The organism is Bacillus sp. cl96 (assembly GCF_900100505.1).
Taxonomy (GTDB): Bacteria; Bacillota; Bacilli; order Bacillales; family Bacillaceae_G; genus Bacillus_A; species Bacillus_A cereus.
In genome coordinates this window covers 352860-379615 of sequence record NZ_FNDM01000004.1, presented here as the reverse complement: position 1 = coordinate 379615, position 26756 = coordinate 352860, and the positions used below count along the sequence as shown (strand labels likewise).

Sequence of the window (26756 nt, the reverse complement as noted above, 5' to 3'; positions counted from 1 at the left end):
GGTTGTACCATCATAGAGTGTTATGTGCAATGATAGAATAGAAAACGAGGTACGAGCTTAGGCGAGATGACATTTTACTGTACGACGAATATTAAAGACTTGGAATGGGAAAAAATTCACAAATTTATGCTACTTAAAAACATATGAACTTAAAGCACTTGGTTGTCTATTTGAGACAATAAGTGCTTTTTTAATTGAAAGGTAAGCTATAAATTTATCGAAATTATTTTTATGAATTAAAGCTAACAGAATATGCACATAGGCTTCAATTGCAGGTATATAGTTTGTTTTTCAATGTCAGAAAACATAAAAAAATAGGGCAATATTATTAAATAGCCGGGTCCATTGTAGAAATGTTTGAAGCTATTTCGCTCATAGGCGGATCTAATTTCTTAACTATCGTCGCAGAAGTAGGAACTGGTGGGTTAGCATCACCAATTGTTATTCCATTAGATATAGCAGCAACAGCTGCTGGGGCTAGTCTTTTTGTACATGGTGGATTTGTTTGGAATAAATCGATTCAAAATACTAAGGATACTCTTCAAAAAATCCAGTCTTCTGGTGGAGGTAAGGGTGCGAGTAATCGAATACCTTCTTATGGAAAAGATTCTGTACCTAAAGGCCCATACCGTGAAGTAAATGGTTATCCAATAAAAGTGAAAGCAGGAGCTCAAGAAAAGCATATTCCCGATACACCGAACTATAAACAAGAATTAGCAAATGGAAAAAATAAGAGCATTTTCTATGGAGATAATAAAATAGCACAAGAATTGCTTAATAAGTTCGCCGGGAAAGGTCAACTACTACCAAACGGTAAAAAAGAAAGAGTAGACTTTGGTAAAACAATTGGAAAATACTATGATCGTGATACTGGTGAATACCTTGAAACTACTAGAGGAATGATTCATTATGGAAAAGACGGAGCACATATAGTGCCTTCAGAACCACTAAAGAAGTAATAAGAGGGGGATATACATGAAATATGATCCTTTAATAAAAACGTTAAAAGAGTATAAAGATAGAGACTTGATAATAGAGTGGGAAAGTGGATTGAAAATTATTGGTGAACCAGACACACTTTTTGAAACAGACAATGGGTTAGATGACGATGATGTGAATTATACCGAATATTATGCCGTTGTATTTCGAGTGAATGATATTTTATCTCGTCCTACTAGGGACGAAGGTAGTTTATATAATTGGTTAATACAAGAGAAAGGTTCGTTGGTTGAAATTTCTCTCTATGATGATCCGCCAAGTGCAGTGTTTTTAACTGACGGAAAAAGAGTATGGGAAAGAAAAATGTGTAAATAATAGGTGGCATTTAAAATGAGACCTTGATTGGCATATATACCAATCAAGGTTTTTTTCTATGTTTTTACACCTGTAAAGGGTATTCATCAGTGGTACGAAATTGGTTACAAGAAAAAGAGACGGATGAGAGTATGAGTGTACTTAGGATATCTAATAAGAAATCTCAATGCCGATTTTGTGAAAAAACATGGATTGAATGCAATGAAAGAAATATTCTTGAATATGGCAAGGCAGAAGGACCTACACCTGAACAACTTTATAAAAAGTATGGTTCATGGGAAAATGTGATATATGGCAGTTTAAAAACAAATCCAGCAATGGATGTCATAGTATGGGAGGAAAATAATTATGAAAGAAGAAAAAATACAAGGTAATATAAAGTGGATTACATACAATAATTTAAGATTTAGAATAGAGAAGGTTAATGATGATTCATCCGTAATTTGGGTTTCTGATAATTTTGTGAATTTATGTTTTACCTTAGTAATGAATGACTTTTTAAGTAAATGTGAGGAGGGGTTGAATATAAATATCGAAATTGATTTTACTTGGGATAATCATAGAGGTTTGATTATAAAAAATCATGATATAAATCTAATTTTAGGAGAAATAATTAATTTTATTAGTGAATGGGAGTTAGAAGGAAATTCAAATGCTGATAATTTTTCTACGGAAGAGTGGTATTCAGCATAAGCTTACAAGGTATGCTAGCTTTCCATCATTCTTAGGAATTTAAATTTAATGTATGTTTAGGGGATATTGAATGTGAATTGAACCTAAAGAGTTAGATAAATATTTTAAGCAACTAGCGAGGAATGAATTCTGTATAGTAAAGAATTCATTCTTTTTAAGTTTGTTTTAATTTACTTGTAATTATAGTAGTTAATATTTGAAGAGGCAATCACCCTAAGTCATAAAGAGACGAAAGCCTATACTCAAAGTAAGATTTCAAAGCTTTAGGAAGAAATTGATTAATTTAAAGAGGTTAAGAATGATACTTAGGGTACGGCTAACGGTAAACCTAGCAGTAACAAAAATACAAATGTAGACAATTTTGATGCAAAAACAGCTACCAATAAGCAAAAAGGTAATTATGGTGAAATAAAATCTAGTGACAATTTATTGAATAATCAAAGTTTAAAAGAAGCTGGATTTGATTTAAAGCCAGTCGGAAAAAGTGCACCAACAGGTATAAATGATAAAATAGTAAAAGGAATTGATGGATTATACGAAAATGCAAATCCAAATTCAAATATTAAATATGTTATTGATGAAGCAAAGTTTGGTAGTTCACAATTAGGAAAAACTAAAGATGGACCACAAATGTCAGATGGTTGGTTGACAGGTGTGAATACTGAAAAAAGTAGAATATTGAAAGCTGTTGATGGAGATAACAAATTAGCAGATAAGATTACAAAAGCGTTGGAGAGAGATAAGGTAGAAAGAGTATTATCAAAAGTCGATAGTAGCGGAAAGGTTAAAACATTTAAGATAGATGCAAAGGGTAACATCGTTGGAGAATGGCCATAATTTAGAAGCGAGGAGGAATTGAATGGTATGAGAGATTATTTATGTATAGAAGAAAAGTGTAGAGAAGGAATTGAATATCATAAAGAGTTTATAGAGGAAAATAGAGAAGATATTAAAAGTTTAGAAGAAGATACTAAAAATGGAATTCAAAGATATTCTAAAGATAATAAGAGTATTATAGAAGGGACATATCTAGCCAATTTTAGATATGAGATGGAGGATATTAGGGCAAAGTATTCTTTAGGGGAAGATGTTAGTGTAATAGAAAAAGAGTTTCATAATGCAATTTATGATTTAGAGAATACAGGAAGTAGGGAAATTGGATATTTAAGTCTGATTTGGATGATTTCCTTAGGAATTTTGTTAGAAACGGATAAAAAGAATATAGAAAGATTAAAAAAGATAGTTGATACAAAAAATATGAACGACGCAGTAATCGATTTCCTCTTATGCGCTAGTGATATCGGATACACAAAAATGACGAATAGATATTATAAAGAAAATCCATATGCAAAAACGAGAGAGATTATAGAACTTGCACAAACAGATAAAAAAGAAGCGTCTAAAAGATTGCAAACGTACATGGAGAAAGAATGGTTTAAAGGCCATTATGATTATGAATGGAAAAATGCACATAAAGAACCTGGATATGTGGGGTATTGGAGCTTTGAGACAGCTGCAATAGTAAAGATACTCGGACTTGATGATACAAGTTTAAAAGATAATAATCATTATCCATATGATTTGGCACATTATAAAAATGAAATGAAATTTAAGCATATAGACCTAAGTGAATATCACTATGAAGATGAGACAGAAGAAATCGAGGATATAGTAGAAGGAATTGAACATAATCCTACATTGGAAAATATTATTCCGCCAAGATGGCATTCATTGGTCAATGAATTAATACATGACTATGAGAATATGGATGATAGTAGTTTTTATGAAAAATACAAAAAAACGATAGGAATAGGTCAAGTGTGGTTCTTACCACAAGAGTATGAAGAAGAAAATGAGCAAAAAAATCTATTAGGAAGTTTAATTGTGTTTGCCCTAACGGTAAGAGATTATATATTACAACTGGACTATAAAGAAGATTTAGAAGACTACATTGATAATCTTAAAAATTTCTGGAATGGATCAGAAACAAAGTTAATTCAATTTATGTTAGAGAATGATCAAAATTATTATGCATGGGTACCAAAAGAAGCAAACATCCCAAATATGTATGAAGTGAAGATTGAGAGTGTCGATGTAGAGGAAGTTCTATAACGAACAAATCGAAATGGTTTTTATTATATGTAATATTAGAATGCATTTTACTAGTTAATTGAAAACAATGCATGCGTGGGAGAAAAAAGGATGTATTGTTACTAAAAATTAGAGGGAAAGAAGGCTGTTGGATTGAGTTAAGCGCCTCATTGTCAATATACGACAATAGGTGCTTTTTTGCGTGCAGTGAAGAAAAAATATAAGTTTTCTTTTTGCTCTATTTCATATTTGAATTACATGTTATAATTTGGAAAAGTATATTCTTAATTTTTAGAAAATTAAAAGGTGGTAGATACTATATGAGTACATTAAAGAAAATTACTAATAATATTTCGAAGGTTATTATAGGAAAAGACGAATCGATAGAACTAGCAGCCATTGCTCTAATAGCAAGGGGACACATTTTATTAGAGGATGTACCTGGGACAGGAAAAACAACATTAGCGAAAAGTTTGGCTAAAAGTGTGGACGCTAAATTTCAAAGAATACAATTTACAGCGGATACTTTGCCTGGGGATGTTATTGGCCTTGAATACTTTGATGTGAAGGAATCGGATTTTAAAACAAGGTTAGGACCCATTTTTGCAAATATCGTATTAGTGGATGAAATTAATCGAGCTGTACCGAGAACACAATCTTCGTTACTTGAGGTTATGGAAGAGCGTACGGTTACAATTGCGAAACAGACACATTCATTACCAGAACCTTTTTTAGTTATAGCAACGCAAAATCCACTCGAATCAGCGGGCACATTTCCTTTACCAGATGCTCAATTAGACCGATTTTTACTTACGATTCGCCAAGGTTATCCTACGAGAGAAGCTGAAAAGGAAATGATGAATCGGTTTCAAATGAATGATCCGTTAGAAACATTACACTCTATTATTTCAAGTGAAGAAATTATTACGATGCAAAAGCGTGCAAGAGAAGTGTTAGTAGGGAATGATGTGCAAGATTATCTTCTTGAAATTATTGAAGCAACTCGTAACCATGAGTTAATTGAAATTGGTGTAAGCCCTCGGGGAACGTTGGCATTTATGAGAGCGATTCAAGCACGGGCAATATTAAATGAAAGAGATTACTGTACGCCAGATGATATTAAGACGCTCACTGCATCAGTTTGTGCTCATCGTTTAACGTTAACGATTGAGGGAGAGATGAAAACGACGAAAGAACAAATTATGAAAGAAATTCTTCATACGATTAGTGTGCCAGTGGAGAATGTACGATGAATCAACAGCTTGTGTATACACCTTTAGCGGAGCCTTTCGTAATGGGGGTTATGTCAGTTGTAGCCGTTATTTTAAGTGTATTTTCAAGTAATCTACTGTTTTTATCTCTCGTATTTTTATATGTAATTTTAATAGGTGCTATGCATGTATATATACGTAAAGTATCTCGTGTTGAATGGGAATACAGTCAAGGGAATTCGAATGTTTTTATAGGTGAAACGAATATGTGCAAAATGAAAATTTCAAACAAGTCGATATTTCCTATTCTTAATATCGTATTTCGATTTAAATGTGAAAATAAGCTAACTTGGAATCATGATGAAATAAACAAAAATCATAGTACAGGTTCAAATTATTATATGAATTTTAATTTAAAAGGAAGGGAGTCAGTTTCATTTGATTTGCAAGCTGTAGCGTTAAAAAGAGGCATCGCGAAATGGGAAGAAGTTGAAATTGTTATTACTGATCTCTTTGGATTTATAACGAACCATATAACATATAAACAAGTTGATACGCCCTCTTATTTAGTCTTACCAGCTGTTCCGAAAATACAAGTTCCTGAATTACAAGAATGGTCACGAGGATTTCGAAAAGCGATGTCTTCACCCTTATATGATGAAACGAAAGTAATGGGAGTAAAGTCTTATGAAAATGAAGATTTTCGTTCCATCCACTGGAGTGCAACAGCGAAAACAGGGACAATAATTGCGAAAAAGTATGAGCGAACACAATGTGATAAATACGCGATTTATCTCAACTTGCAAAATAAAAGTGGTGTTTCTTTGCGAAATGATATAGAGGAACTAATTGAATTAACAGCAGGTATATGCAAACAACTTCTTATGCAAAACTGTTCGTTTGAAGTATGGATCAATAGTGTAAAAGATAACGGTTTGCTACATATAAAAAATGGGGATAATCGGAAACATTTGCAAAATGTATTAAGGATACTTGCCTCGATATCAGACCAAGATACGCCTATATCTTCTTCTTACTTTTACACAGCAGGCTTTCGTCGAAAGGAACTGGATGCGGTTCCTTTAATTATTGGTACTTCACCAAAGAAATACAGTAGAACGAATAAATGGATTGTAATGAAAGAATAAGAAGGGGCTTATGTCATGGTGAATAAAAAGCGACATATGAAAGTGAAGTTATGGAGTGTGAGAACTTTAATCATACTTTTCTTTGCGATTAGTGCGATAACGTTATCACAAGGTATTGTGTATGTACAAGACATAGTAAAAGAGCGTTTTTTCAGTAAGACTAAGACAATATCGGAAAGAAATTATGACTTTACTAGTATAGGTGAAAATTTTGATGATTCCAAAATAGATGAAGATGAATATGAAGAAGTAAAAGATACGGGTATAAGAACGAAAACGGGTAAAAAATTTCAACCTTTCGAAAGAGAAAGTCTATGGAGTGACGTGCTTTCTGTTCTTTCAAATGTATGGATTACTATAGTTTTTTATGTGATAATCGCAATATTAATTATATATGCCATCTGCAAGTATATTAGGAACAAATTGACGAGAACAGAAATAGTACAGGAGAAAGAATCGATCACAAAGCAAACTGCGGTAAGAAGCATAAAGAATGAAAAAGTCATTCATCAGTTAGAACGGCCGTTACCGACAGATAAGATAAGAAAAACGTTAGTTGAATGGGAAAGAACATTACCATTTCATGAACAGAGAAGGTCCTATGAAACGATACAACAATGGTTAAAAAGAATTTGTAGAACAAGGGATATTATCTCGTTATATGAGTCTGTTCGTTATGGTGAAAAGACGTATACGGATTTAGATGTGGAAGAAATAATGAAGTGGGTAGAGGGAGACGGGAAGGTGGATACATAAATATCCACCTTTTCTATTTTTATACTTAAATTTGATTAACATGAATTATTTTCTTATATGAAACCGTCTTCAAATAGGTAAACAAAATTAACTTTATTTACTTATACTTCATTACATGTTAACCTATACTTAATTTTTATAAATTATAATTAATTTTTGATTTTTTAAGGGTGTGAAAATGTAATGAAATCGGTATTAAAAAGCATACTTATTTCCTTTGTTTTTTCAGCAGTAGGTATGTGTTGGTTACTGTACGTATTATTCAAAGGAGACGGAGACTGGTTATTGTCTTGGATAGGTGTATTAATGGCATATTTATCTTTATATACTTTAATAGATTTATATTGTAAAAATACATACGATAAAAAAATAAATAAATGGCTTATAAAAACATCGGTGACTAGTTTTAGTTTTGCTGTATTAGGAATCTCATTTTGTATCATACATGAGCTATTAACACCGTGGAGTCTTAGTTTAATGGTGTGGTATTGGTTGCTAATGTTAGTATTATTTTTAACAACTATAATATCATTAATCAGTTTAGTATTTGTTAATCGTAAAAATCACAATTTCACCGTTGGATATAGAATGCTCATACTTCTAAATATATTTCTTACACTAGGACCAGTATTATGGCCGCTATTACTTTCTATTATTGGAAATGGTATGAATGCTAGTGCGGGCTGGTAAAAAGGAATATAAATTAGTTGTGTAAAGAATAGGATGAAAAGTTGATATAGAATTTTAAATGTTTAAGAGAACATGTTTACATAAAAAATGAAAACATGTTCTCTTTTTATTTGCATGCATAACTCTTCCTCAGTTTACCATATTTAAATTTAAACGTAAGTATTTCGTAAGGAATGGATAAGAAAAAAGAGAGATTTATCATATAGGATGAACGTATAGCTTGAATCAATCCGATATTAATGGAGGAGAGAAAGCCTTATGAAAAAATGTAATTCAATTAAGTTAGCAAGTTTTGCAGTTTTATTAGCGGGTACTGTTCTATTCACACCTGGTTTTACTGTGACTGCAGAGTCAGCTCAAAATATTTCTAGTTCGTCACAAGTACATGATCAAAAGAATCGTAATGGCTGGAAACAAGTAATGCAGGAAACAGTACAGCTTGGTGCTGTAGGAATATTAGCTAAGGCGTCTAACAACGGAAAAACTAGTAGTTTTACTGCTGGCGTGGCGGACTTAAGTACAAAGAAACCGGTGAATTCGAATTATCGCTTTCGGATTGGTAGTGTGACGAAGACGTTTACTGCGACGACTGTGCTTCAATTAGTAGGAGAAAATCGCTTACAACTTAACGATCCAATTGAAAAGTGGCTACCAGGTCTCGTGCAAGGAAATGGGTATGATGGTAATCAAATTACGATACGACAACTTTTGAATCATACGAGTGGTATCGCTGAATACTTAAAGTCAAAAGACGCGGACATAATGAATTCGAAAAAAACGTATACAGCAGAAGAAATAGTGAAAATAGGCCTTTCGCTGCCTCCAGATTTCTCGCCGGGTAAAGATTGGTTGTATTCAAACACAGGATACGTAATACTAGGAATGCTTATTGAAAAAATAACTGGAAATAGTTATGCGGAAGAAATCGAAAAGCGAATTATTGAACCTTTGGATCTATCAAATACGTTTTTACCAGGAAATTCACCCGTCATCCCAGGAAAGAATCATGCTCGTGGATATGTGAAAATGGAAGGGACAGGCGAGTTCAAAGATATTACGTATTATAATCCGAGTTTAGCTAATGCAGCTGGAGATATGATTTCTAATGCGGATGACTTAAATAAGTTCTTTTCATCTTTACTTGGTGGTAAGTTACTGAAGGAACGCGAGCTAAAAGAAATGCTTACTACAGTTCCTATAGAAGGCAAAGGGGTTGGTGACGCATACGGTCTTGGAATCTATGAGACTAAACTTCCAAACGGTGTTTCAGTTTGGGGGCATGGAGGAGGAATTCCTGGATTTGCAACTTTTGCTGGGGGAGTAATTGGAGGCAAACATACATTAGCTATCAGTCTTAACTCAATAGGTGGGGTCGATATTGTTCCACAGTTAAATAAAATGATGCAAATTGAATTTAATAAATAGATGAAAAGAAAATGAATAGAATTTTGTTATAGTTGTATTTAAAAGAGGTGCTTTTTTAAGTTCGCAACTATGGACAGTAGTTGCATTTATGATATGACATCAAGTGTATTCCAAAGTGAAAATCAATCTTAATGCTTACGACAAAATAAAAAAGGATGTCAGTTACATGACATTCTTTTTATTTTGGATAAAAGAGGTATGTATATAGTTCTGAAAATTGTTATTTTTTAAATTTTTACATATAATGAAGGGTATAGGGGCACCAATAGGGGAGTTATGAATGGAAAATACTTTAGTTAGTTAAATATTACTCGTTTTAATCAAAATAATTATGAGTTGATTTGGAGTTGAATACAATGGGGAAAAATCATTATAAATGGAGTAATAAACAATTACGAGAACATGTTGAAGTACTAGATGGTAAGAGAAGCACACACATATTTTTAAAGAATGCAACATATTTAAATTCTTATATGCGCGAGTGGATGACAGCGAATATTTGGATATATAATGATCGAATTGTATACGTAGGGGAGCAGCTGCCAGAGCAATTAACGGAGTGTGAAGTTGTTGATTGCGAAGGAAAGTATGTCGTACCCGGTTACATAGAACCACATGCACATCCGTATCAGTTGTATAACCCAGAGACGCTAGCGAATCATGCGATGCAGTTTGGGACAACAACTTTTATTAATGATAATTTAACTTTATTTTTCACATTAAAGCGTGAAGAAGCATTTCGTTTATTAGATGAATTCAATAAGATTCCAGCAAGTATGTATTGGTGGTGCCGTTTTGATGGACAGACTGAATTGCAAAACGGAGAATCTTTGTTTAATCGTGAAGAAATAATAGAGTGGCTGCAGCATGAAGCGGTTCTTCAAGGCGGCGAGCTAACAGCATGGCCAAAACTATTACATGGCGATGATGAAATGTTAACTTGGGTGCAGGAAACGAAGCGATTGCAAAAGAAAGTAGAAGGACATTTTCCGGGTGCATCTGAAACGACTTTAGCGAAGTTAAAACTGTTAGGTACAGATTGTGATCATGAAGCGATGACAGGGCAGGAAGTTTTCACTCGTCTTATGCAAGGTTACACTGTTTCCCTAAGAAATTCTTCAATCCGCCCAGATTTAGAAGTTTTACTGAAAGAATTGTTGGAACTAGGCGTAAAGCAGTTTGATAGATTCTTTTTTACAACAGACGGCTCACATCCTTCGTTTTATGAAAATGGAATGACAAACGTAATGATTTCTACCGCGATAAAACAAGGAGTGCCAGTAATAGATGCATACCATATGGCAAGTTATAATATTGCTCGCTATTATAATATGGAACATGTACATGGTTCGATTGCGACAGGTAGAATTGCTAATATCAATATTTTAGAAAGTAAAGAAAACCCAGTACCAATTAGTGTCCTTGCAAAGGGGAAATGGGTGAAGCGTGACGGTGTAAATACGCATGAAGCATTACATATAGACTGGAGTAAATATAAAGTAACTTCATTATCATTAGATTGGTCAATAGAAAAAGAGGATATGATTTTCTCTAATAAAACGGGGATACACTTATTAAATAACGTTATTACAAAACCATATACTAGTGAAATCAATATAGACTGTGATGAATTATCCACAGATCATGATGAATGCTTCCTCATGATGATTGCTCGTGATGGTACTTGGCGAGTAAATACAGTTGTAAAAGGTTTTGCGAAAGAATTAAGTGGTCTTGCTAGTTCTTATTCCGGCACAGGTGATATGATTCTCATTGGAAAAAGTAAAGAAGATATGCTTACAGCTTTTCGTAGAGTAAAAGAGCTCGGTGGTGGAATGGTCGTAGCAGAAAACAATGAAGTGTTACACGAAATAGCATTACCATTGCTCGGGATTATGTCTAATTTAAAAATGAGTGAATTAATACAGGAAGAGAAACAGATGGTGAAATTACTACAAGAGCGTGGCTACGCGTATGATGATCCAGCATTTACAATTTTATTCTTTTCTGCGACGCACTTGCCTTTTATACGAGTAACACCTATAGGATTATATGATGTGAAAAGTAGTAAGGTAGTTGCCCCGCCCGTGAATTTGATAAAGCAATATTAAAAGGAAAGATCCTATAAAAATTTTATAGGATCTTTCTCATTATTAGCATAAGAATATTGTAAGCCTCAAATGATATAGTATCTAAATCATTTGAGGTGATATGTAAATATGAAAAAAATATTTTACATTTTAAGCGTATTTATTCTGTGTGTATCGATACAACACGTTGTACATTCCCAATCAGATGCACCAGAATTATCTTCGCATTGTCTCGAAGAAAGAAAAGTTAGAGATGAAAAGCATGTGAAGAATATAATACAGGACATTAAATCCACATTTAATTTAAATATTGATGAACATAGTTTTTGGGAAGTAAGTAAAAGAGATCTGGAGGCTGCTCATTTGATGTATGGCGGAAAGGAAAATGATTCTTATTATAATTCGCTAACTAAAATTTATGATAGTGGTGGATTTAGCGAACAGCCCAGCTTATTTGTGAGGGCGCAAGAAGCATTTTTACTTTATAAAGAAAAAGATAATATCAATGTAATGAAACGCCTAAAACTAGACGTTGAAAAAGGGGAATGGCTCGTTATAAAAACGAAAAAGAAGAAAGGGAAAAAAGTGAAATTCAAGCTGTTGCAATGTGAAAAAGATTATATGAAAAAGAGAAATGAATAACAAAATACTTATTCATACTGTTTTTATTCAACGATATTTTGCTGTTGATGTGAAATAGAAAAAGGTAAACGAACATATTAGCTTTATGGAATATGTTTGTTTACCTTTTTTTGAGAGATTTAATAATTGGGGATTATTTACTGGCTAATGAACTTATAATATTCAATGAATTTGTTCTTCATAAACATTAGATTTTGTGTCAAATGATTTATACATTGCCGAACCACCTATGTATATTTTATTCTACAGTATTTATAAAAGAATGTTGGCTATTCATAAGAAATATGATTGGCACGGTTTTTGCTTGTATTACATGTAAGGAAGGGAGATTGTATGTAAGGAATCTGTACTCGTAATAGTATAAAACAAGCTACTATTGCATTATTAATCATAGTTGTATTTATAGCGGAACTGTAAATACATACAAATAAGTGGTTTTTTGATTTCAAAATTCTGAATTTTCTTTTAAATTATTAGGGGGCAATGGGATGGTTAAATATTCGAAAATTTCTAAGTGGATTCTTGGTGTTGGATTAGTGACAATAACATGTAATGGTTTGCAAATTCAAGCAGAGACAAAAGAGCAAAATGTGAAGAACGTATTACAAATGGAGCCGGTAGGAATACAGAAATCTGTTGATGAATTGGCGCACCCTTCAAAAGTACAAGAAAATGCATCTTTTACAAAACGGTTAAAATTAGCGGATTTATCACAGCGTCCACTAGCACCAACCGATAATATTAAACCGTTAGCTGAAGAAAAAAAGTATTCAATGGCTGAGTTAAATCAATTAAATAATAAACAATTAACTGATCTTCTTGTGACAATTAAATGGTATCAAATTCCGGAATTATTTCAGTTTAATAGTGATAGTCTTAAATTCTATCAAGATGATAGCCGAATGCAAGCAATTATTAATAAACTAGCAGAACAAGGACAAGCTTATACGAAAGATGATTCAAAAGGGATTGAAACATTAGTAGAAGCTCTACGTGCAGCATTTTATTTAGGTTTTTACCATGATGAATTAAGCAAACTAAATGAGCGTAGCTACCATGATAAGTGTTTACCAGCTTTAAAAACAATTGCAAAAAATCCAAATTTCAAACTTGGTACATCAGAACAAAATAAAATAATTGCATCATATGGAAAATTAATTGGAAATGCATCAGCAGATGTTGAAACGGTTTTATATGCAGGTGAAATTTTTAAACAATATAACGATAATCTTGCAACTTTCATTGAAGACCGAACAAAAGGAGACGCTATATATGAGTTGATGAAGGGAATTGACTTTGATATTCAGACGGATATGTACACGACTGGAAAAGAGCCAAAAGATACGATGTGGTTTCGGAATATCGATAACTTTATTAATGAAGTAAATCGTTTTGCACTACTTGGTACAGTAACAAATAAAAACGGATGGTTAATTAATAATGGAATTTATTATGCTGGCCGATTGGGCAAGCTTCATAGCACGCCGACAAAAGGACAACAAGTTGTTACAGATGCAATGCGAATTTACCCATATTTAGGAGAGCAATACTTTGTTGCGGCAGAACAAATTACTACAAATTATGGAGGAATAGATGCGAATGGAAAAACTGTAAATTTAGATCAAATTCGAGAAGAAGGTAAAAAGAAATATTTACCGAAAACGTATACGTTTGATGATGGAGCAATTGTCTTTAAAGCTGGGGATAAAGTTAGCGAAGAGAAAATTAAACGTCTATACTGGGCGGCAAAAGAGGTGCGTTCTCAATTTTATCGTACAGTTGGTAGCGATAAACCACTTGAAAGTGGACATGCTGATGATGTGTTAACGATGGTTATTTATAATAGCCCAGATGAGTATCAATTTAATCGTCAACTGTACGGATATGAAACGAATAATGGTGGGATTTATATTGAAGGGACAGGAACTTTCTTTACATATGAACGTACACCAGAGCAAAGTATTTATAGTCTGGAAGAATTGTTCCGCCATGAATTTACGCACTACTTACAGGGAAGGTACGAAGTTCAGGGATTATGGGGCCAAGGGGAAATGTATCAAAATGAACGTTTAACATGGTTTGAAGAAGGGAATGCAGAGTTCTTTGCAGGTGCAACTCGATTAGATAGTGTAGTACCGCGAAAAAGTATAATTGGCGGGCTATCTAATGATCCTGCAAAACGTTATACAGCATCACAAACGTTAAATGCGAAATATGGAACGTGGGATTTTTATAATTATTCGTTTGCGCTGCAATCATATATGTATAATAAGCGCCCAGAAATGTTCGATAAAGTACATGATTTAATTCGCGCAAATGATGTTTCAAGTTACGATGCATACCGTGCTACATTAAGCAAAGATAATAAGTTAAATGAAGAATATCAATCTTATATGCAAATGCTTATTGATAATCGCGATAAGTATACGATTCCACAAGTATCAGATGAATATTTAACTCAACATGATCCAAAATCGCTTTCGGACGTTACTTCAGATATTACGAATGAAGCGAAATTAAAAGATGTGAAAGTAACAAAGAATAAATCACAATTCTTTAATACATTTACACTACAGGGAACATATACAGGAAGTGTGGCTAAAGGAGAAGTTGAGGACTGGAAAGTGATGAATGAAGCAACAAATGATATGTTGAAACGTCTTTCAGGAAAAGAGTGGACTGGATATAAAACATTGACGTAAATTACCGTGTAAATAATGCTGGGCAATTTGAATATGATGTTGTGTTTAGCGGAGTGAATACGGAAGAAGGTACGGCTGTAGAAAAAGAACCAAATAATTCATTTGAAACAGCAAACCCACTATCTTTGAATATTTTGTTAAGAGGAACCTTGAGCGATCAAGATCAGGGGGATAAATTTGTTATTGATGTAAAGGATCAAAAAGATTTACAAATTTCTGTTACGAACGAACAAAATCTTGGACTGAACTGGGTATTATATTCTGAATCAGATTTAAATAATTATGTAGCTTATGCAACAAAACGTGATGGAAACAAATTGCTTGGAAATTATAATGCAAAGCCAGGGAAATATTACTTAAGTGTATATAAGTATGGTGGTGGAACAGGGAATTATACGGTACAAGTAAAATAGTTTACTATAGTTTGTTTTGAAAGGCTACTTATCGCATTTTTTAGCGAAATAAAGTATGTAATGTTAAACATTAAACTAAGCCAACATATCCCTGTTCTAATTATAGAACAGGGATATGTTGGCTTTATATTTTCAAATTAAATAACCTCATTGGATTTTGACAAGAAAATAATTAATATAGATTTGAATTCTCATTCGTAAAGCATGTTTTAATCTTCTTAATGCTCTTTCATTTTTGTCTCAATGCTTGTTTTCAAATCAGTTGATACTTGATTGAAATACCCCAAAACGATCTCCCTAATATCATCGGATATAACTTTCAAATCACTAGCTAAGTTTTCAGCGAGATGTTCTTTTTCTATTGGCTGTAACTTCGTATAAAATTCACCAGCCTGCGTAAAGTCATCCTGTTTCGTTATAGAAGTTCTTTCAAGTTTACCTTCAACGTACCTTCCTTCACCGGTTGTAATTTGATTAGCAGGTGTCCAATCTTGCTGCTGGTTAATCGTTAATTTGCGAAATTCGGGACCAATTCTTCTTCTTTGTGAATCACTGTAAATGTTAGCGCGCCCTTGCAGCATTTTATCATCTGATAACTCAGCGCCTTCTAGCAAATTAGAAGGAGAGAAGGCGACTTTTTCTACTTGTTCCATAAAATTTTCAGGATTTTTATTTAATACCATTTTCCCGACTGGTATGAGAGGATACGTCTGTTCATCCCATACTTTTGTGTCATCTAAAGGATCATAAGAAAGATGCGCTTCATCTTTCGGATCCATGAGCTGGACGTATAAACCATACTCCACTGGTTTACCATTTTCAATTGCATCATATAAATCTTTCCCGCTATAATCAGGATTTTCGGCAGCTAGTTTAATTGCTTCTTTACTAGTAATGTACTGTACACCTTCAAACGGGTACCAATGATACTTTACATACTTTCGATTACCTTCCGCATTTCTCCATACATATGTATTAACACTATGTCCTGGAATGTGGCGAAGACTTTTGGCCGTACCATTATTAGAGTATAAACGGACAACAAAATGAATAGATTCAGGTGCTTTAGCGACAAAACTCCAAAATCTATTAGGGTCTATTAAGTTATTTTTAGGTGAAGGCAATAATGCTTGAATCGTTTCAGGGAAACGCATTGGATCACGGACAGAAAAAACAGGAATGTGATTACATAAAAGGTCAAAAATGCCTTCTTTTGAATAAAATTTTGTGGAAAAACCGCGTACATTTCTAGCAGTATCCGGTGTTCCTTTCGTACTAACAGCTAACGAAAATCGAACCATAACAGGAACTTTCTCATTAGAATTTTGTAAAAAACTTAATTTAGTATGTTCAGACATCGAATATATCGTTTGAAAATAACCGAACGCACCAAATCCTTTTACATGAACAGGTCTTTCTAAAATTTTTTCATGAATAAATTGTTGTAATGACTCATGCAGTACACTATCTTGCTCTAGTACAGGTCCACGTGAACCAACTGTTTGAGAGTGAAATTTAGCTGGTTCAGTAAGTTCTCGATGTTTATTAAAGTCTTCTTCTAATAATTCTTTCCTATGTTTATCATATTTTTCATTCATCGATATAGCCTCCAAATTTTTTCGTCGATTGTTACTAAATATGATTTTATAGTCTCGATTATGTATGACATACAAAGTTCAAAGCAGTAACATACCGCTAGATGAAAAAAACACATATGTAGTGGACCTGTTGAAATAGAAGAAATTATGGAAAAATGAATATCGGGAAGAGAAAGCACACGTTTTAATAAAAAATGTGGAAGAAAACCACTATTAAAATTTCAATCTTAAAACTTAATTTATAAACGATTATATAGAGAATAAACGTTAAAAAAGGAAAAATAACTAGGAGGAATTTAACATGTCGGATTGGTTTCAATTAGATAAAGAATATATGATGTCTACATATTGTCGGACAGAGGTTGCAATGGAAAGAGGAGAAGGATGTAAACTATATGATGTAGATGGTAAAGAGTATTTAGATTTATTTTCTGGCGTAGGAGTAAATGTACTAGGATACAATCATCCTAAAATTGTACAAACGACAATGGAGCAAGTTGTGAAATCGTTGCATTTACCGTTTCATTTCTTAAACCCAGTTGCAATTGAGTATGCAAAGAAATTAGTAGAGTGTACTTTAAAAAGCGGAAAAGTCTTTTTTACAAACTCTGGTACGGAAGCGACAGAAACGACATTAAAATTAATTGATAAATATAGATCTATTGCGAATGAAGAGCGTGACGGAGTAGTTGTGTTAAAAGATAGTTTTCACGGGAGGACGTTAGGGGCACTACATTTTACGAGACAAGAAAAGGTATATCAAAATTTCCCTAAAACATCTATTCCTGTATACGAAGTAGAGCGTGAGAATATAGACCAATTAGAGGAGACCATTATTAAAGAAAAACCAATTGCGATTATGCTAGAGCCTGTTTTAGGCAGTGGGGGAATTTATCCTTTATCAAGTAAATATTTGCATGGTGTTCAAAATTTATGTGAAAAATATAATGTACTTCTTGTCGTTGATGAAGTTCAAAGTGGTATGGGTCGAACGGGAAAACTATTTGCTTATCAAAATCTTAATATCACACCGGACATTATTCAAATTGGTAAAGGAGCAGGAGGCGGGATACCGCTAGGAGGGATTATTGTAGGTGAAAAGTTATGTGATGTATTTTCACCAGGAGATCACGGGACAACGTTTGCTCATTCATCAATGGGAACAGCTTTAGGTTTAACGGTATTAAATACATTACTTGATGATGGGTTAATGCAAGAAGCTTATGAAACGTCACTATATTTGAATGGCAAACTGCAAGACATTCAGAAAGAAAATTCTTATTATATACAGGAAGTGCGTCATGCTGGCATGATGTTTGGAATTAGTCTGAATGATACGAATGAAAATGTGAAGAAATTACAGGTTGAGCTAATGAATAAAGGAATGTTAGTCGATGTAACAAAAGGGAATATTATTCGATTACTTCCGCCGTATATTATTACGAAAGAGGAAATTGACGCATTTATGAATCAGTTTATTATTTGTTTAGATAAAGTTGCTGCTGTAGTAAGTGCTTAAAAATTAAAGCTATATTTTATATAAAGTGCACTCTAATTGTTGGGGATAGTTTACAATTGGGGTGCATTTTTTATAGTTGAATTTTGTAAAATACAGTCGTTTTTATATGATAACGGAAAAATAGAAGGAATTTCGTTATATTTGAGTGGTGAAGAAAAGGGAAAGTAAGTATAAAGATAGTAGATAAAGCGGGTGGTTTAAATAACTAATGATAGAACGTTTTGAAAATAATAGCATACGAATATATAAATAATAAGAATGAGGTGATATATTGGAAAATAATGATATTCAATTTACTTCTTTACAAATGAGAACGGATAAATATGGTTGGGCTAGTATTCAATATACAAATAAAAAGCAGGCTATCTTATATACTCAAAATAGAGGAGTAGAATGGGATATTGTCAATCCTCTTAATTCAATTGTATTATTTGGGTATCCAATAAACGCTCGAAGCTCTTGGGCATATGGTTTAACAAAAAAGAATGACGATTTATTGCCAGCTATATTTTATACAGTTAATAGAGGAGAAAGGTGGAGTGAGTTTATTTTACCGGTTGAAGAAGATTGGGAGAAATCGACTGATGTTCAAGTACAATTGCATGCTACGAATATGGATAGTATATGGATTGTATTATCTAGAAAGCTTGCATCAAATAAATTTGAACATAATTTATACTATTTGAAAACGAAAGGGAAAGTTTGGAAAGTAATAAAAAATATAAGTATTAGTGATAGTATTTCAGGGATAACATTTATAAACGATCTAATTGGGTTTATTTCATTACAAAAACATTATGAAACATCAACGGTATTTAAAACAATAAATGGTGGGGAAAGTTGGCATCCTACAAAAGATATTCCAAGTATTGAAGGAATTAACAATGGGACTGCTATGGCTTATAAAGCAATCTATAAAAATAACTTATTAGTAATACCAACTAAAAAGAATGATGATGTATTTTTAATGAATTACTCATTTGATAAGGGGAATTCGTGGCATATTTCAAATAAAACAATAAATACTAGTAAAGTGGCTGTTTCGTTTTTTAGTTCCTATTATGGCTGGGTTATAAATAGTGAAAATGGAAGTGTGTATCAAATAATAAAAAAAGGAGCAAAATGGATTAAAGTATCAAGTAATCCATTGTTAAAAAATGTATTTTGTTTGCATTTTTTTAATCGGCGTAAAGGTTGGGCGTGTAATAAAAAAGAAATATTTACTACAAAAGATCGCGGTATAACATGGAAAAAGGTAGTATATAAAATTAATAATATTGATAAATTTATTTAAAAAAGTCCTAAAGAAATTAGGACTTTTTTTGTTTTTTATGGTGAGAGTTGTAACAAACAAGGATAAGAGAAAGGAGGTAAGTGCAGAATTATATTTTTAAAAATAGACGTTTGTTTTCACACAGTATAATTCACTTTTGAATATGTTAATAAAGTAGCAAATTCATAGGAAATGGTAATACTTAATATTTTATGTCACATGATGTGTAAAGGGGGCGTGTAATGAAATCGTTAACGGTTATTATTTTGTACAGTGAAAGAGAGCAAATATTAGAAGAGTCAATTCAATCTATATGGAAGCTAAATCCTCTTGAAATTATAATTTTCGTTCCTAACGATAGAAGTAATTTGTATGAAATAGCAAAGAAACATAAATGTCATATTGTTTTTATGGACAAATATAATAAGCATTATGATGGATATGGAGCTTGTATAAAGGCAGCAAAAGGAGAAGTTTTATTATTTTTAGATGGCAATTTTTCGTTATCCACAAATGAAATGCAGAGATTTATTGAGCCAATTGTTACAAATCAAGCCGATGTAGTTTTAAATAAAATAGATAAATTGATAGAAATAGGTAAATGTCCAAATATGGATATTGTATGGAGAAAAATGTTAAATGAAATTTTAAGTCGACCAGATTTAAAAAGCAATTCAATACTTTCGTTACCATATGCGCTTACGAAAGAAGTAGTGGAAAATATCGGCTTTAATTATATGGAAGATATCGTTCTATCTCATATGAAGATTGTGAATCAAGGGTGGCGGATTAACGATCAATATGCAATCAATACGTTATCTAAAGATGAGACTATAGAGGAAGGAGGATATTTAATAAAAAAAGAGTTATCCAAAAATGAAAAAGAGAAAGTAGAAAGATATTTACGCGGTATAGCTAAATGGATAGAGAAAAAAGGAAGAAGAGTAGGGTTTACTGATGCAGGAAAAAGAAGAGATATTGTTCAAAAACTAGGTGAATGTAAGCGATACCCTTCCTATCATCAAGGGTGGGGAATGCATTCTTCAATTTATGATGGGAAGCAACTTTCTGTCATTATACCAGTACAAAATGAAGAAGAGACTATAGAACAAGTAATACTTGAGGCGAGAAAAATAGAACCACTAGAAATCATCGTCGTTGTAAATGGTTCGACAGATCAAACGGCTAATATTGCTAAAAGACTTGGTGTTACTATTATTGAATATAACGAACGACTTGGTCATAATGTTGGACGTGCTATTGGAGCGCTTGAAGCTACAGGAGATATTCTTTTATTTATTGATGGTGATTTTAGTGTTTCAGGAAGTAATTTGCATCATTTTACAAAAGCAGTTTCAGCTGGTGTAGACATAGCATTAAATGATTTGAATCCGATGTTACACCCTCCGTTTTATGTTGTAGACGTCGTAAAATATATGCTTAATTTAGCATATAATCGTCCAGAATTAAGCAATGGCTCATTAGTAGCAATTCCACATGCTATGAGTAGATCATGTTTAGATGCAATAGGCTGGGAAAGCTTACTATGCCCTAGTCTTGCACAAGTAAAAGCAATATTACAAGGGTATAGAGTAGAATGTGTACATTACGTTGATGTTGTAAAACCGAATAGAATTCGTTTAATGGAGAATGTAAGTCACAATGGGCATCCTCCGGCAGTATTAAGAATCATTGGTGATCACGTTGAAGCTCTCTCTTACTTGATAGAACAACTTGAAATGGATGGAAAGGGTGATTAAACTGTTAGACCAGTATAAAATAATTAACATTTCATATGAACAATTATGGCAAATGGATTTTCAAATTACAGAACCATTTATACTCAAGGTTGATTGGGATAAAGTAACGTATGAATTTTTAATTCGTATTAAGCCCGATGCTTCTAACACTATTGTTTTTGGATCCGGAGCAGGTGGGTTTCAAGAACAGCCAATTGGTCCACCTATTTTTCATCGACATTCTTGGATGGATGAATTTGAAGATACTGTTATATATTATAATGACCCTACGTTATATCTTGGAAAATTATCTTTAGGTTGGGGACAGGGAGAGTTAAATAGATTTTATTTACAAGATATAGCAAATATTTTAGAAATAGTATTTGTAAAGTTAAAAGTTGATTCGAAAAATGTGTTGTTTTATGGCAGCTCTGGGGGAGGATTTATGTCTTTAATTTTAGCTGGATTCGTTAAGGGCTCCACAGCTTTCATTAATAATCCTCAAACAAATTTATTAAAATGGATACCTGTACCAATAAATCTAGTTTTCGATTTGTCTTATCCAAATTTATCAAGAGAAGAAGTTGAAGAGAAATTTGGCGAAAGAATTAATGTTGTGAAATTTTTTAATCACATTAAATATGTACCGAATATTTATTTTTTGCAAAATTTCGCGTGTGAATTTGATGTGCAAAATCATTTGCTACCATTTATTTCCGAATTAGAGCAACTTGATAAAGACACGGAAGTAAATCAAATTATAATTGACTTATATTTTGATAAAAAAGCAGGGCATGCAGCTGTAGGGAAGAGTGAAACAATTGAATATATAAAAAAAGTAAAACCTAATCAGACTGTAAAAGAAGAACAAAAAGAAGTGGACCTATCAGTTGTTATAGTTTTAGGAGAAGAAAAATCAAAATTGAATCAAATTTTAAATAAAGTGCAGCATATAAAACCACTAGAAATTATTATTGTAGCTGATGATAGAATGAGTGCGATACAATCTATACCAACATTTGTTGAAAATAACGTTGTTGTGATTGAGGAGAAAAGTAAATGGAAAGCACCAGTTCATGGGGCAAAAGTCGCCAATGGTGATGTAGTCTTATTTTTAAATGGAGAAGATGTTATTTTTTCGGTAGAATTAGAACGATTTATAGAACCGCTACTAAAAAAGGAACAGGATGTAATTTTAAATAATATAGACTCGTTTTGTTTTGAAAAGATGAGAGTAGAATGGCCAAGCATTGCTATGGTGTATAGAAAAATAGTAAACGATGTATTGGGGCGTATGGATTTAAAATATGATTCGATGTTATCTATGCCATATGCTATTACTAAAAAAGCAATTGAAGACATTGGATATGATATCTTGCAGAATCCTATTCTGTCCCAAGTAACTCTTATTGAGAAAGGGTGGCGACTACAATCCTCGTCAGCCATCACTAACACCTCCTTGAATAATATGCCTGCAAACAAAACCTCTTTCTATAAAAATGGATTAACTAAATTAGAAGTATATGAGATTAAAGAAAATATAAAAGCTTTGGAGAGTTGGTTACAACGAAAAGATGATAGAGGTAATTATACAGATGGAGGAAGAAAAAGAGAAATTATAGAGCAGTTAAAAAACCAAAAGAATTATTCACGTTTCCATAAAGGATGGGGAATGAATTCCTCTATTTATAATGGAAAACAGTTATCAATTATTATACCAGCACAAAATGAAGAATCAACGATTAAAGAAGTTATTCTTGAGGCAAGAAAAATTGAACCGAAAGAAATAATTGTTGTCATTAATGGGTCAACAGATCAAACAGAAGCAATTGCTAAGCAATCAGGGGCAACAGTAATTGTTTATGAAGAAAGATTAGGGCATGATATAGGTCGGGCAATCGGTGCACAAGAAGCGACAGGAGATATACTTCTCTTTATTGATGCTGATTTTGCTATTCCAGCAAAAGATCTTCATCCGTTAACGCAAGCTGTTGCGGATGGTGTTGATATGGTTTTAAATGATTTAAATTTAAATCTTAGATTTCCTCTATATATTGTAAGTTTATATAAATATATGTTGAATATTGCTTGTAACCGTAAAGATTTAGGGGTAGGATCTACAATTGCTGTTCCCCATGCTATTAGTAGAAAATGTTTAGAGGGAATTGGCTGGGACACTCTTCACACAGCGTGTGTTGCACAAGTAAAGGCAATATTAGAAGGGTATAAAGTCGAATGTGTCCATTTTGTAGATGTAATGAAACCAAATCGTATTCGGCCACAAGAGCATTTTGCGACGATAGGACATCCACCAGCTGTATTGAGAATTACTGGGGATCATTTAGAAGGACTTTCATATTTATTGAAGAATAAGGATTTTAAAGATTTATTTTAAAAGGTAAATTTGTCTATTGAATGAGTAACTTAAACATTTCATTTATGCAACTTGACAATATTTAGTATTGCAATGAAACTAAAATCAAAAATTTTTATTATTTTTAGCTCAGGTACAAGTGAAGAGCATGTTTCACTGACTGATAGTAAATGAACAAGTAACTAAAAGGTAAAGGCTTCTTTATATATATGAAGAAGCTTTTATCTTTTTTATTTTAAGTATGGAAGGTAAAGAGTAAATAAAGTTGTAACGGTATTTTTATTTTTGGATAAATTGATATTAGATATAAGAAAGGAGGGAATATCTTGTCTTGCATCAATAAAAGTTGTTTTCATATTTCTTTAGAAACTAAAGTCAATCCAAATGGTGGGGCAGAAATATTCGTAAGGTGCAATGATGAATGTTTATCTAATTTTAATGTAATACCGTTTATTGCATGTGTTTCTATTTCAGTAAAGGATGATTTGAGTTTTTTAGTTGATTTAGATAGTTTAATAAAACGTTAATTTTCTATGCAGTTAATAATAAAATAACATCTAATTTATAAGACTTAGTAAGAGAGTCGTGTCCGAATTTAATTAACTGCATATATTGTTAAAAGAAAGGAGGGAGAGTTATGGCATGTACTACGAATAATGTTTGTTTAGATGTGTGTCTTAAAATTACAATTACCCCTGGTAGTGGAATTGATGCAGTAGTCGATTGTGGAGGCACATGTGGGACAAGTCCTACTATTGTAATTAGTCCTAGTGGATCAATTGTTATTACTTTACCATTAGTTGCATGTTTCTCAATTGCACTAAAAGATGATTTAAGTGTTGACTCTTCATTAACAAGCCTCTATTTTCAAACTTCTTAAGAAAGATACAGAAATGAAAAGCCTGCCTGCTACTTTTCTTTTGATCTAATGTAAAAATAAAAAAGATGGTTACAACCATCTTTTTTTATTTTGCTATATATTTAAAATGAATTCATATATTATTTGGTGGTAAGAATATACAATTAAAAGTATTCAGTGTTTCTTTTTTGTTCAATGAGGTAAGAAATTGCTTCTATATGATCACCAATGATTTGTTGCGTTGCTAATGAAAGGTAGCCTTCCTGCGAGAAGTGTTTTTCTGGTCGAACTCGATTTATCTTGTCAACGTCGATAGAATGAACATTTTGTACATGCAATCCTGCTAAAATTGTTTTAACTTGACTTAAGGTTGGTGAAAGAAGAGAATCAAACCCAATTGTATCAATGCATTTTCGACTAAAAGCATGAGGGACAGCAGTTGTGGAGCCCATACCTAAATCTTTTCGATTACATGCTAAATTAACAACATGCTTACATGCAGTTACGATAGTATAAGGAACACGATACATGTAGTAGTGCTCTAATTTATTTAAAGCTAAATCGGTTCCATTTTGAACAGATTGTACAAATGGTAATAAATCAGAACTAGGAATTAAGAAATCACCATCAATAAATAATAATATATCACCTTTTGCAAAATATGCACCAACGGCACGTCCGGTATCAATGCCGAGTGCTTCTTTGTAAGTAATAACTGTTGCACCGCAATTCTTCGCCAATTCCTCTGTTTTATCTGTTGATCCATTAACAATAATGATGATTTCTAAAGGTTTTAATTTCTGCACCTCAAAAATGATAGATTCTATCGTTTTTTCTTCATTTTGAACAGGGATAATGATGGATAATTGTTTATTTCCATAAGTATTTGAATAAAACTTTTTACCTGTAATTATTTTGGGTATAGCTCTTTGTTCGCCGTTTTGAAGTTCTAAAATAATATCTCGCCTTCGATTATTATCAGTATAGTTTCCTCTTGAATTTTGTAATATATTTACCCAATTTTCAATTGCTTCTAGGTGATAACGAATGAGTTGTTTTGAGGGGAAGGAGGGAATTTGCGGTATAGAAATTTTAAAATGATTGCTAATGCGAAATTTATTTTTAATAATTTTCATTTGTGCCAATATCGGATTTAATAAACTTTCTGGAGTAATTGCATCAAGAATCTCTTTTGTTATTGCATAGGGAGGAAATAATAGTGAGTTAACATGTAAATCTGGACGATGAAAAAAATGATTCGTAACCTGCTGCCAAATCATTTCTATAGTTGGCTTTTGCTTTTGATAAAAAAAGTCATCTAAATTGTTTAATACTATGTCAGCTGATTCGTCTAGTAATGGTTGAAGAAATTGTGTAAGTAAGGAAGATTGGATAATGTAATTTGCATCTAAAAATAAGAGGTACTTACCCTTTGCTTTTGTGGCACCAATTACATAACAATTATTTAATTCTGACGGTTCTTCTAATGTGATAATTTTACAATTGTAAGATTGTGCAATATCAATGGAATCATCGATATATCCGTTAATAGTAAGGATGATTTCTAAAGGGTGTAGTTGTTCACAGGCTTTCAAAATTTCAGGTAAAACTTTTATGTTATGCTGTATACGAATAATAATAGAAATCGGATTTTTACACATAAGTAGTCTCCTTTTTAATCAGAGGTAGTTATTAATAAGATTAGATAAAATAGGAGATATATATTTTATTAAATACGTAACGACTATTTAGTTTTCTCAGACTTAGAATTTTCATTACCTGAATTAGTACCTTTATTTATTCCAGAAGCCAGTAAATTATTGAGAACGCTCAGGTCTAATTGCATAGGGATTGAGTTTTCGGATGTAGTTTTCTCATTTTCTTTTTTGGTAGTTAATATAGTCTTTATATTTTTTATTTCTTTATATTGTTTTAAGGTAATGAAAAATCCAGAAATAATGAAGAGAAAAGAAATAGTAGCAAGTAAAAGTATTATTTCCAACATAAAACACCCTCCTTTAAATCTATAATAATACTATATTTGAATGTAATAAGACAAAATTCGAGCTAATGAGTTCACTTTTTAAATATATGCAAATCTTTAGTAAAAGTTACTAATTTCTAGGTTAAAGGAAGCAATTACAGAAACGTATAGATATAAATAAATTAAAATTTCATTTGTAGTGTAAAGGTATGTGTTATATAAGCTGAACGTCATT

20 protein-coding genes and 3 pseudogenes are annotated in these 26756 nt (G+C 32.4%); 20 read left to right on the top strand and 3 right to left on the bottom strand.

The features are described from left to right. Positions 1–332: 332 nt before the first annotated feature. From BLT20_RS30190 to colA, 14 genes and pseudogenes are all read left to right on the top strand, one after another. Positions 333–959 (top strand): annotated as a pseudogene (locus tag BLT20_RS30190) (polymorphic toxin type 50 domain-containing protein); the annotation flags it as partial. Positions 960–975: 16 nt separating this feature from the next. Further along, entirely contained in the window at positions 976–1314 is a 339-nt protein-coding gene (locus BLT20_RS12205) for a hypothetical protein (protein ID WP_090782820.1), read from the top strand. A 23-nt stretch (positions 1315–1337) separates the two neighbouring features. Next, complete coding sequence (locus BLT20_RS12200; protein ID WP_232297016.1) at positions 1338–1688, top strand: hypothetical protein; 351 nt, start codon at positions 1338–1340, stop codon at positions 1686–1688. Continuing rightward, positions 1663–2007 (top strand): hypothetical protein, encoded by a 345-nt coding sequence (locus tag BLT20_RS12195; protein WP_000656838.1) that lies wholly within the window; start codon positions 1663–1665, stop codon positions 2005–2007. Before BLT20_RS12200 ends, BLT20_RS12195 begins: the two co-directional genes overlap by 26 nt. A gap of 318 nt (positions 2008–2325) precedes the next feature. Next, a pseudogene (locus BLT20_RS12190) lies at positions 2326–2844 on the top strand (cytoplasmic protein); the annotation flags it as partial. Positions 2845–2871: 27 nt separating this feature from the next. Beyond that, a complete protein-coding gene (locus BLT20_RS12185; RefSeq protein WP_001205864.1) occupies positions 2872–4119 on the top strand; it encodes a PoNi-like cognate immunity protein in 1248 nt (415 codons plus the stop codon). Positions 4120–4418: 299 nt separating this feature from the next. Next, complete coding sequence (locus tag BLT20_RS12180) at positions 4419–5351, top strand: AAA family ATPase (RefSeq protein ID WP_000105663.1); 933 nt, start codon at positions 4419–4421, stop codon at positions 5349–5351. Further along, positions 5348–6457 (top strand): DUF58 domain-containing protein, encoded by a 1110-nt coding sequence (locus tag BLT20_RS12175; RefSeq protein WP_001075940.1) that lies wholly within the window; start codon positions 5348–5350, stop codon positions 6455–6457. Before BLT20_RS12180 ends, BLT20_RS12175 begins: the two co-directional genes overlap by 4 nt. Positions 6458–6472: 15 nt before the next feature. Further along, the gene (locus tag BLT20_RS30185; RefSeq protein ID WP_000247495.1) at positions 6473–7213 is read left to right on the top strand and encodes a hypothetical protein; all 741 of its coding nucleotides are present in this window, start codon (positions 6473–6475) and stop codon (positions 7211–7213) included. A gap of 183 nt (positions 7214–7396) precedes the next feature. After that, positions 7397–7903, top strand: a complete 507-nt coding sequence (locus BLT20_RS12160) for a DUF3902 family protein (protein ID WP_000843838.1) — start codon at positions 7397–7399, stop codon at positions 7901–7903. Between the two features lie 258 nt (positions 7904–8161). Further along, complete coding sequence (locus tag BLT20_RS12155; protein WP_000710639.1) at positions 8162–9328, top strand: serine hydrolase domain-containing protein; 1167 nt, start codon at positions 8162–8164, stop codon at positions 9326–9328. A gap of 356 nt (positions 9329–9684) precedes the next feature. Further along, positions 9685–11439 carry an adenine deaminase gene (locus tag BLT20_RS12150; RefSeq protein ID WP_000517623.1) on the top strand — a complete coding sequence of 585 codons (1755 nt, stop codon included), beginning with the start codon at positions 9685–9687 and terminating at the stop codon, positions 11437–11439. Between the two features lie 108 nt (positions 11440–11547). Next, the gene (locus BLT20_RS12145) at positions 11548–12060 is read left to right on the top strand and encodes a hypothetical protein (RefSeq protein ID WP_000719380.1); all 513 of its coding nucleotides are present in this window, start codon (positions 11548–11550) and stop codon (positions 12058–12060) included. Positions 12061–12548: 488 nt separating this feature from the next. Continuing rightward, a pseudogene (colA, locus tag BLT20_RS12140) lies at positions 12549–15175 on the top strand (collagenase ColA). A gap of 218 nt (positions 15176–15393) precedes the next feature. On the opposite strand, the gene BLT20_RS12135 reads toward colA, so the two are convergent. Then, positions 15394–16773 (bottom strand): catalase, encoded by a 1380-nt coding sequence (locus tag BLT20_RS12135; RefSeq protein WP_001003611.1) that lies wholly within the window; start codon positions 16771–16773, stop codon positions 15394–15396. A 301-nt stretch (positions 16774–17074) separates the two neighbouring features. Between BLT20_RS12135 and BLT20_RS12130 the strand changes: the two genes are divergently transcribed. The 6 genes from BLT20_RS12130 (at position 17075) to BLT20_RS12105 (ending at position 24558) form a co-directional block, all read left to right on the top strand. Then, positions 17075–18292 (top strand): aspartate aminotransferase family protein, encoded by a 1218-nt coding sequence (locus BLT20_RS12130; protein ID WP_001286478.1) that lies wholly within the window; start codon positions 17075–17077, stop codon positions 18290–18292. Positions 18293–18563: 271 nt separating this feature from the next. Beyond that, on the top strand, positions 18564–19586 hold the full coding sequence (locus BLT20_RS12125) for a hypothetical protein (protein ID WP_000429607.1): 1023 nt from the start codon (positions 18564–18566) through the stop codon (positions 19584–19586). Positions 19587–19807: 221 nt separating this feature from the next. After that, the gene (locus BLT20_RS12120; protein ID WP_000839298.1) at positions 19808–21325 is read left to right on the top strand and encodes a glycosyltransferase family 2 protein; all 1518 of its coding nucleotides are present in this window, start codon (positions 19808–19810) and stop codon (positions 21323–21325) included. A gap of 52 nt (positions 21326–21377) precedes the next feature. Continuing rightward, positions 21378–23699 carry a glycosyltransferase gene (locus BLT20_RS12115; RefSeq protein WP_002025986.1) on the top strand — a complete coding sequence of 774 codons (2322 nt, stop codon included), beginning with the start codon at positions 21378–21380 and terminating at the stop codon, positions 23697–23699. 305 nt (positions 23700–24004) lie between these two features. Continuing rightward, the gene (locus tag BLT20_RS12110) at positions 24005–24205 is read left to right on the top strand and encodes a hypothetical protein (protein ID WP_001277646.1); all 201 of its coding nucleotides are present in this window, start codon (positions 24005–24007) and stop codon (positions 24203–24205) included. A gap of 110 nt (positions 24206–24315) precedes the next feature. Continuing rightward, entirely contained in the window at positions 24316–24558 is a 243-nt protein-coding gene (locus tag BLT20_RS12105) for a hypothetical protein (RefSeq protein ID WP_000752474.1), read from the top strand. 143 nt (positions 24559–24701) lie between these two features. On the opposite strand, the gene BLT20_RS12100 is transcribed toward BLT20_RS12105, so the two are convergent. Next, positions 24702–26198, bottom strand: coding sequence for a glycosyltransferase (locus BLT20_RS12100; RefSeq protein ID WP_000335242.1), 1497 nt, complete (start codon positions 26196–26198; stop codon positions 24702–24704). A gap of 83 nt (positions 26199–26281) precedes the next feature. Next, complete coding sequence (locus BLT20_RS12095) at positions 26282–26542, bottom strand: hypothetical protein (RefSeq protein ID WP_000889737.1); 261 nt, start codon at positions 26540–26542, stop codon at positions 26282–26284. Positions 26543–26756 lie beyond the last annotated feature (214 nt).

Excerpts from the sequence above, each read along its gene's own strand:
- BLT20_RS12115 (WP_002025986.1), top strand. The coding sequence starts at position 21,378 with ATGGATTTTCAAATTACAGAACCATTTATACTCAAGGTTGATTGGGAT.
- BLT20_RS12120 (WP_000839298.1), top strand. The coding sequence starts at position 19,808 with ATGAAATCGTTAACGGTTATTATTTTGTACAGTGAAAGAGAGCAAATA.
- BLT20_RS12175 (WP_001075940.1), top strand. The coding sequence starts at position 5,348 with ATGAATCAACAGCTTGTGTATACACCTTTAGCGGAGCCTTTCGTAATG.
- BLT20_RS12180 (WP_000105663.1), top strand. The coding sequence starts at position 4,419 with ATGAGTACATTAAAGAAAATTACTAATAATATTTCGAAGGTTATTATA.
- BLT20_RS12195 (WP_000656838.1), top strand. The coding sequence starts at position 1,663 with ATGAAAGAAGAAAAAATACAAGGTAATATAAAGTGGATTACATACAAT.
- BLT20_RS12100 (WP_000335242.1), bottom strand. The coding sequence starts at position 26,198 with ATGTGTAAAAATCCGATTTCTATTATTATTCGTATACAGCATAACATA.
- BLT20_RS12160 (WP_000843838.1), top strand. The coding sequence starts at position 7,397 with ATGAAATCGGTATTAAAAAGCATACTTATTTCCTTTGTTTTTTCAGCA.
- BLT20_RS12095 (WP_000889737.1), bottom strand. The coding sequence starts at position 26,542 with ATGTTGGAAATAATACTTTTACTTGCTACTATTTCTTTTCTCTTCATT.
- BLT20_RS12105 (WP_000752474.1), top strand. The coding sequence starts at position 24,316 with ATGGCATGTACTACGAATAATGTTTGTTTAGATGTGTGTCTTAAAATT.
- BLT20_RS30185 (WP_000247495.1), top strand. The coding sequence starts at position 6,473 with ATGGTGAATAAAAAGCGACATATGAAAGTGAAGTTATGGAGTGTGAGA.
- BLT20_RS12130 (WP_001286478.1), top strand. The coding sequence starts at position 17,075 with ATGTCGGATTGGTTTCAATTAGATAAAGAATATATGATGTCTACATAT.
- BLT20_RS12205 (WP_090782820.1), top strand. The coding sequence starts at position 976 with ATGAAATATGATCCTTTAATAAAAACGTTAAAAGAGTATAAAGATAGA.
- BLT20_RS12185 (WP_001205864.1), top strand. The coding sequence starts at position 2,872 with ATGAGAGATTATTTATGTATAGAAGAAAAGTGTAGAGAAGGAATTGAA.
- BLT20_RS12145 (WP_000719380.1), top strand. The coding sequence starts at position 11,548 with ATGAAAAAAATATTTTACATTTTAAGCGTATTTATTCTGTGTGTATCG.
- BLT20_RS12150 (WP_000517623.1), top strand. The coding sequence starts at position 9,685 with ATGGGGAAAAATCATTATAAATGGAGTAATAAACAATTACGAGAACAT.
- BLT20_RS12135 (WP_001003611.1), bottom strand. The coding sequence starts at position 16,773 with ATGAATGAAAAATATGATAAACATAGGAAAGAATTATTAGAAGAAGAC.
- BLT20_RS12155 (WP_000710639.1), top strand. The coding sequence starts at position 8,162 with ATGAAAAAATGTAATTCAATTAAGTTAGCAAGTTTTGCAGTTTTATTA.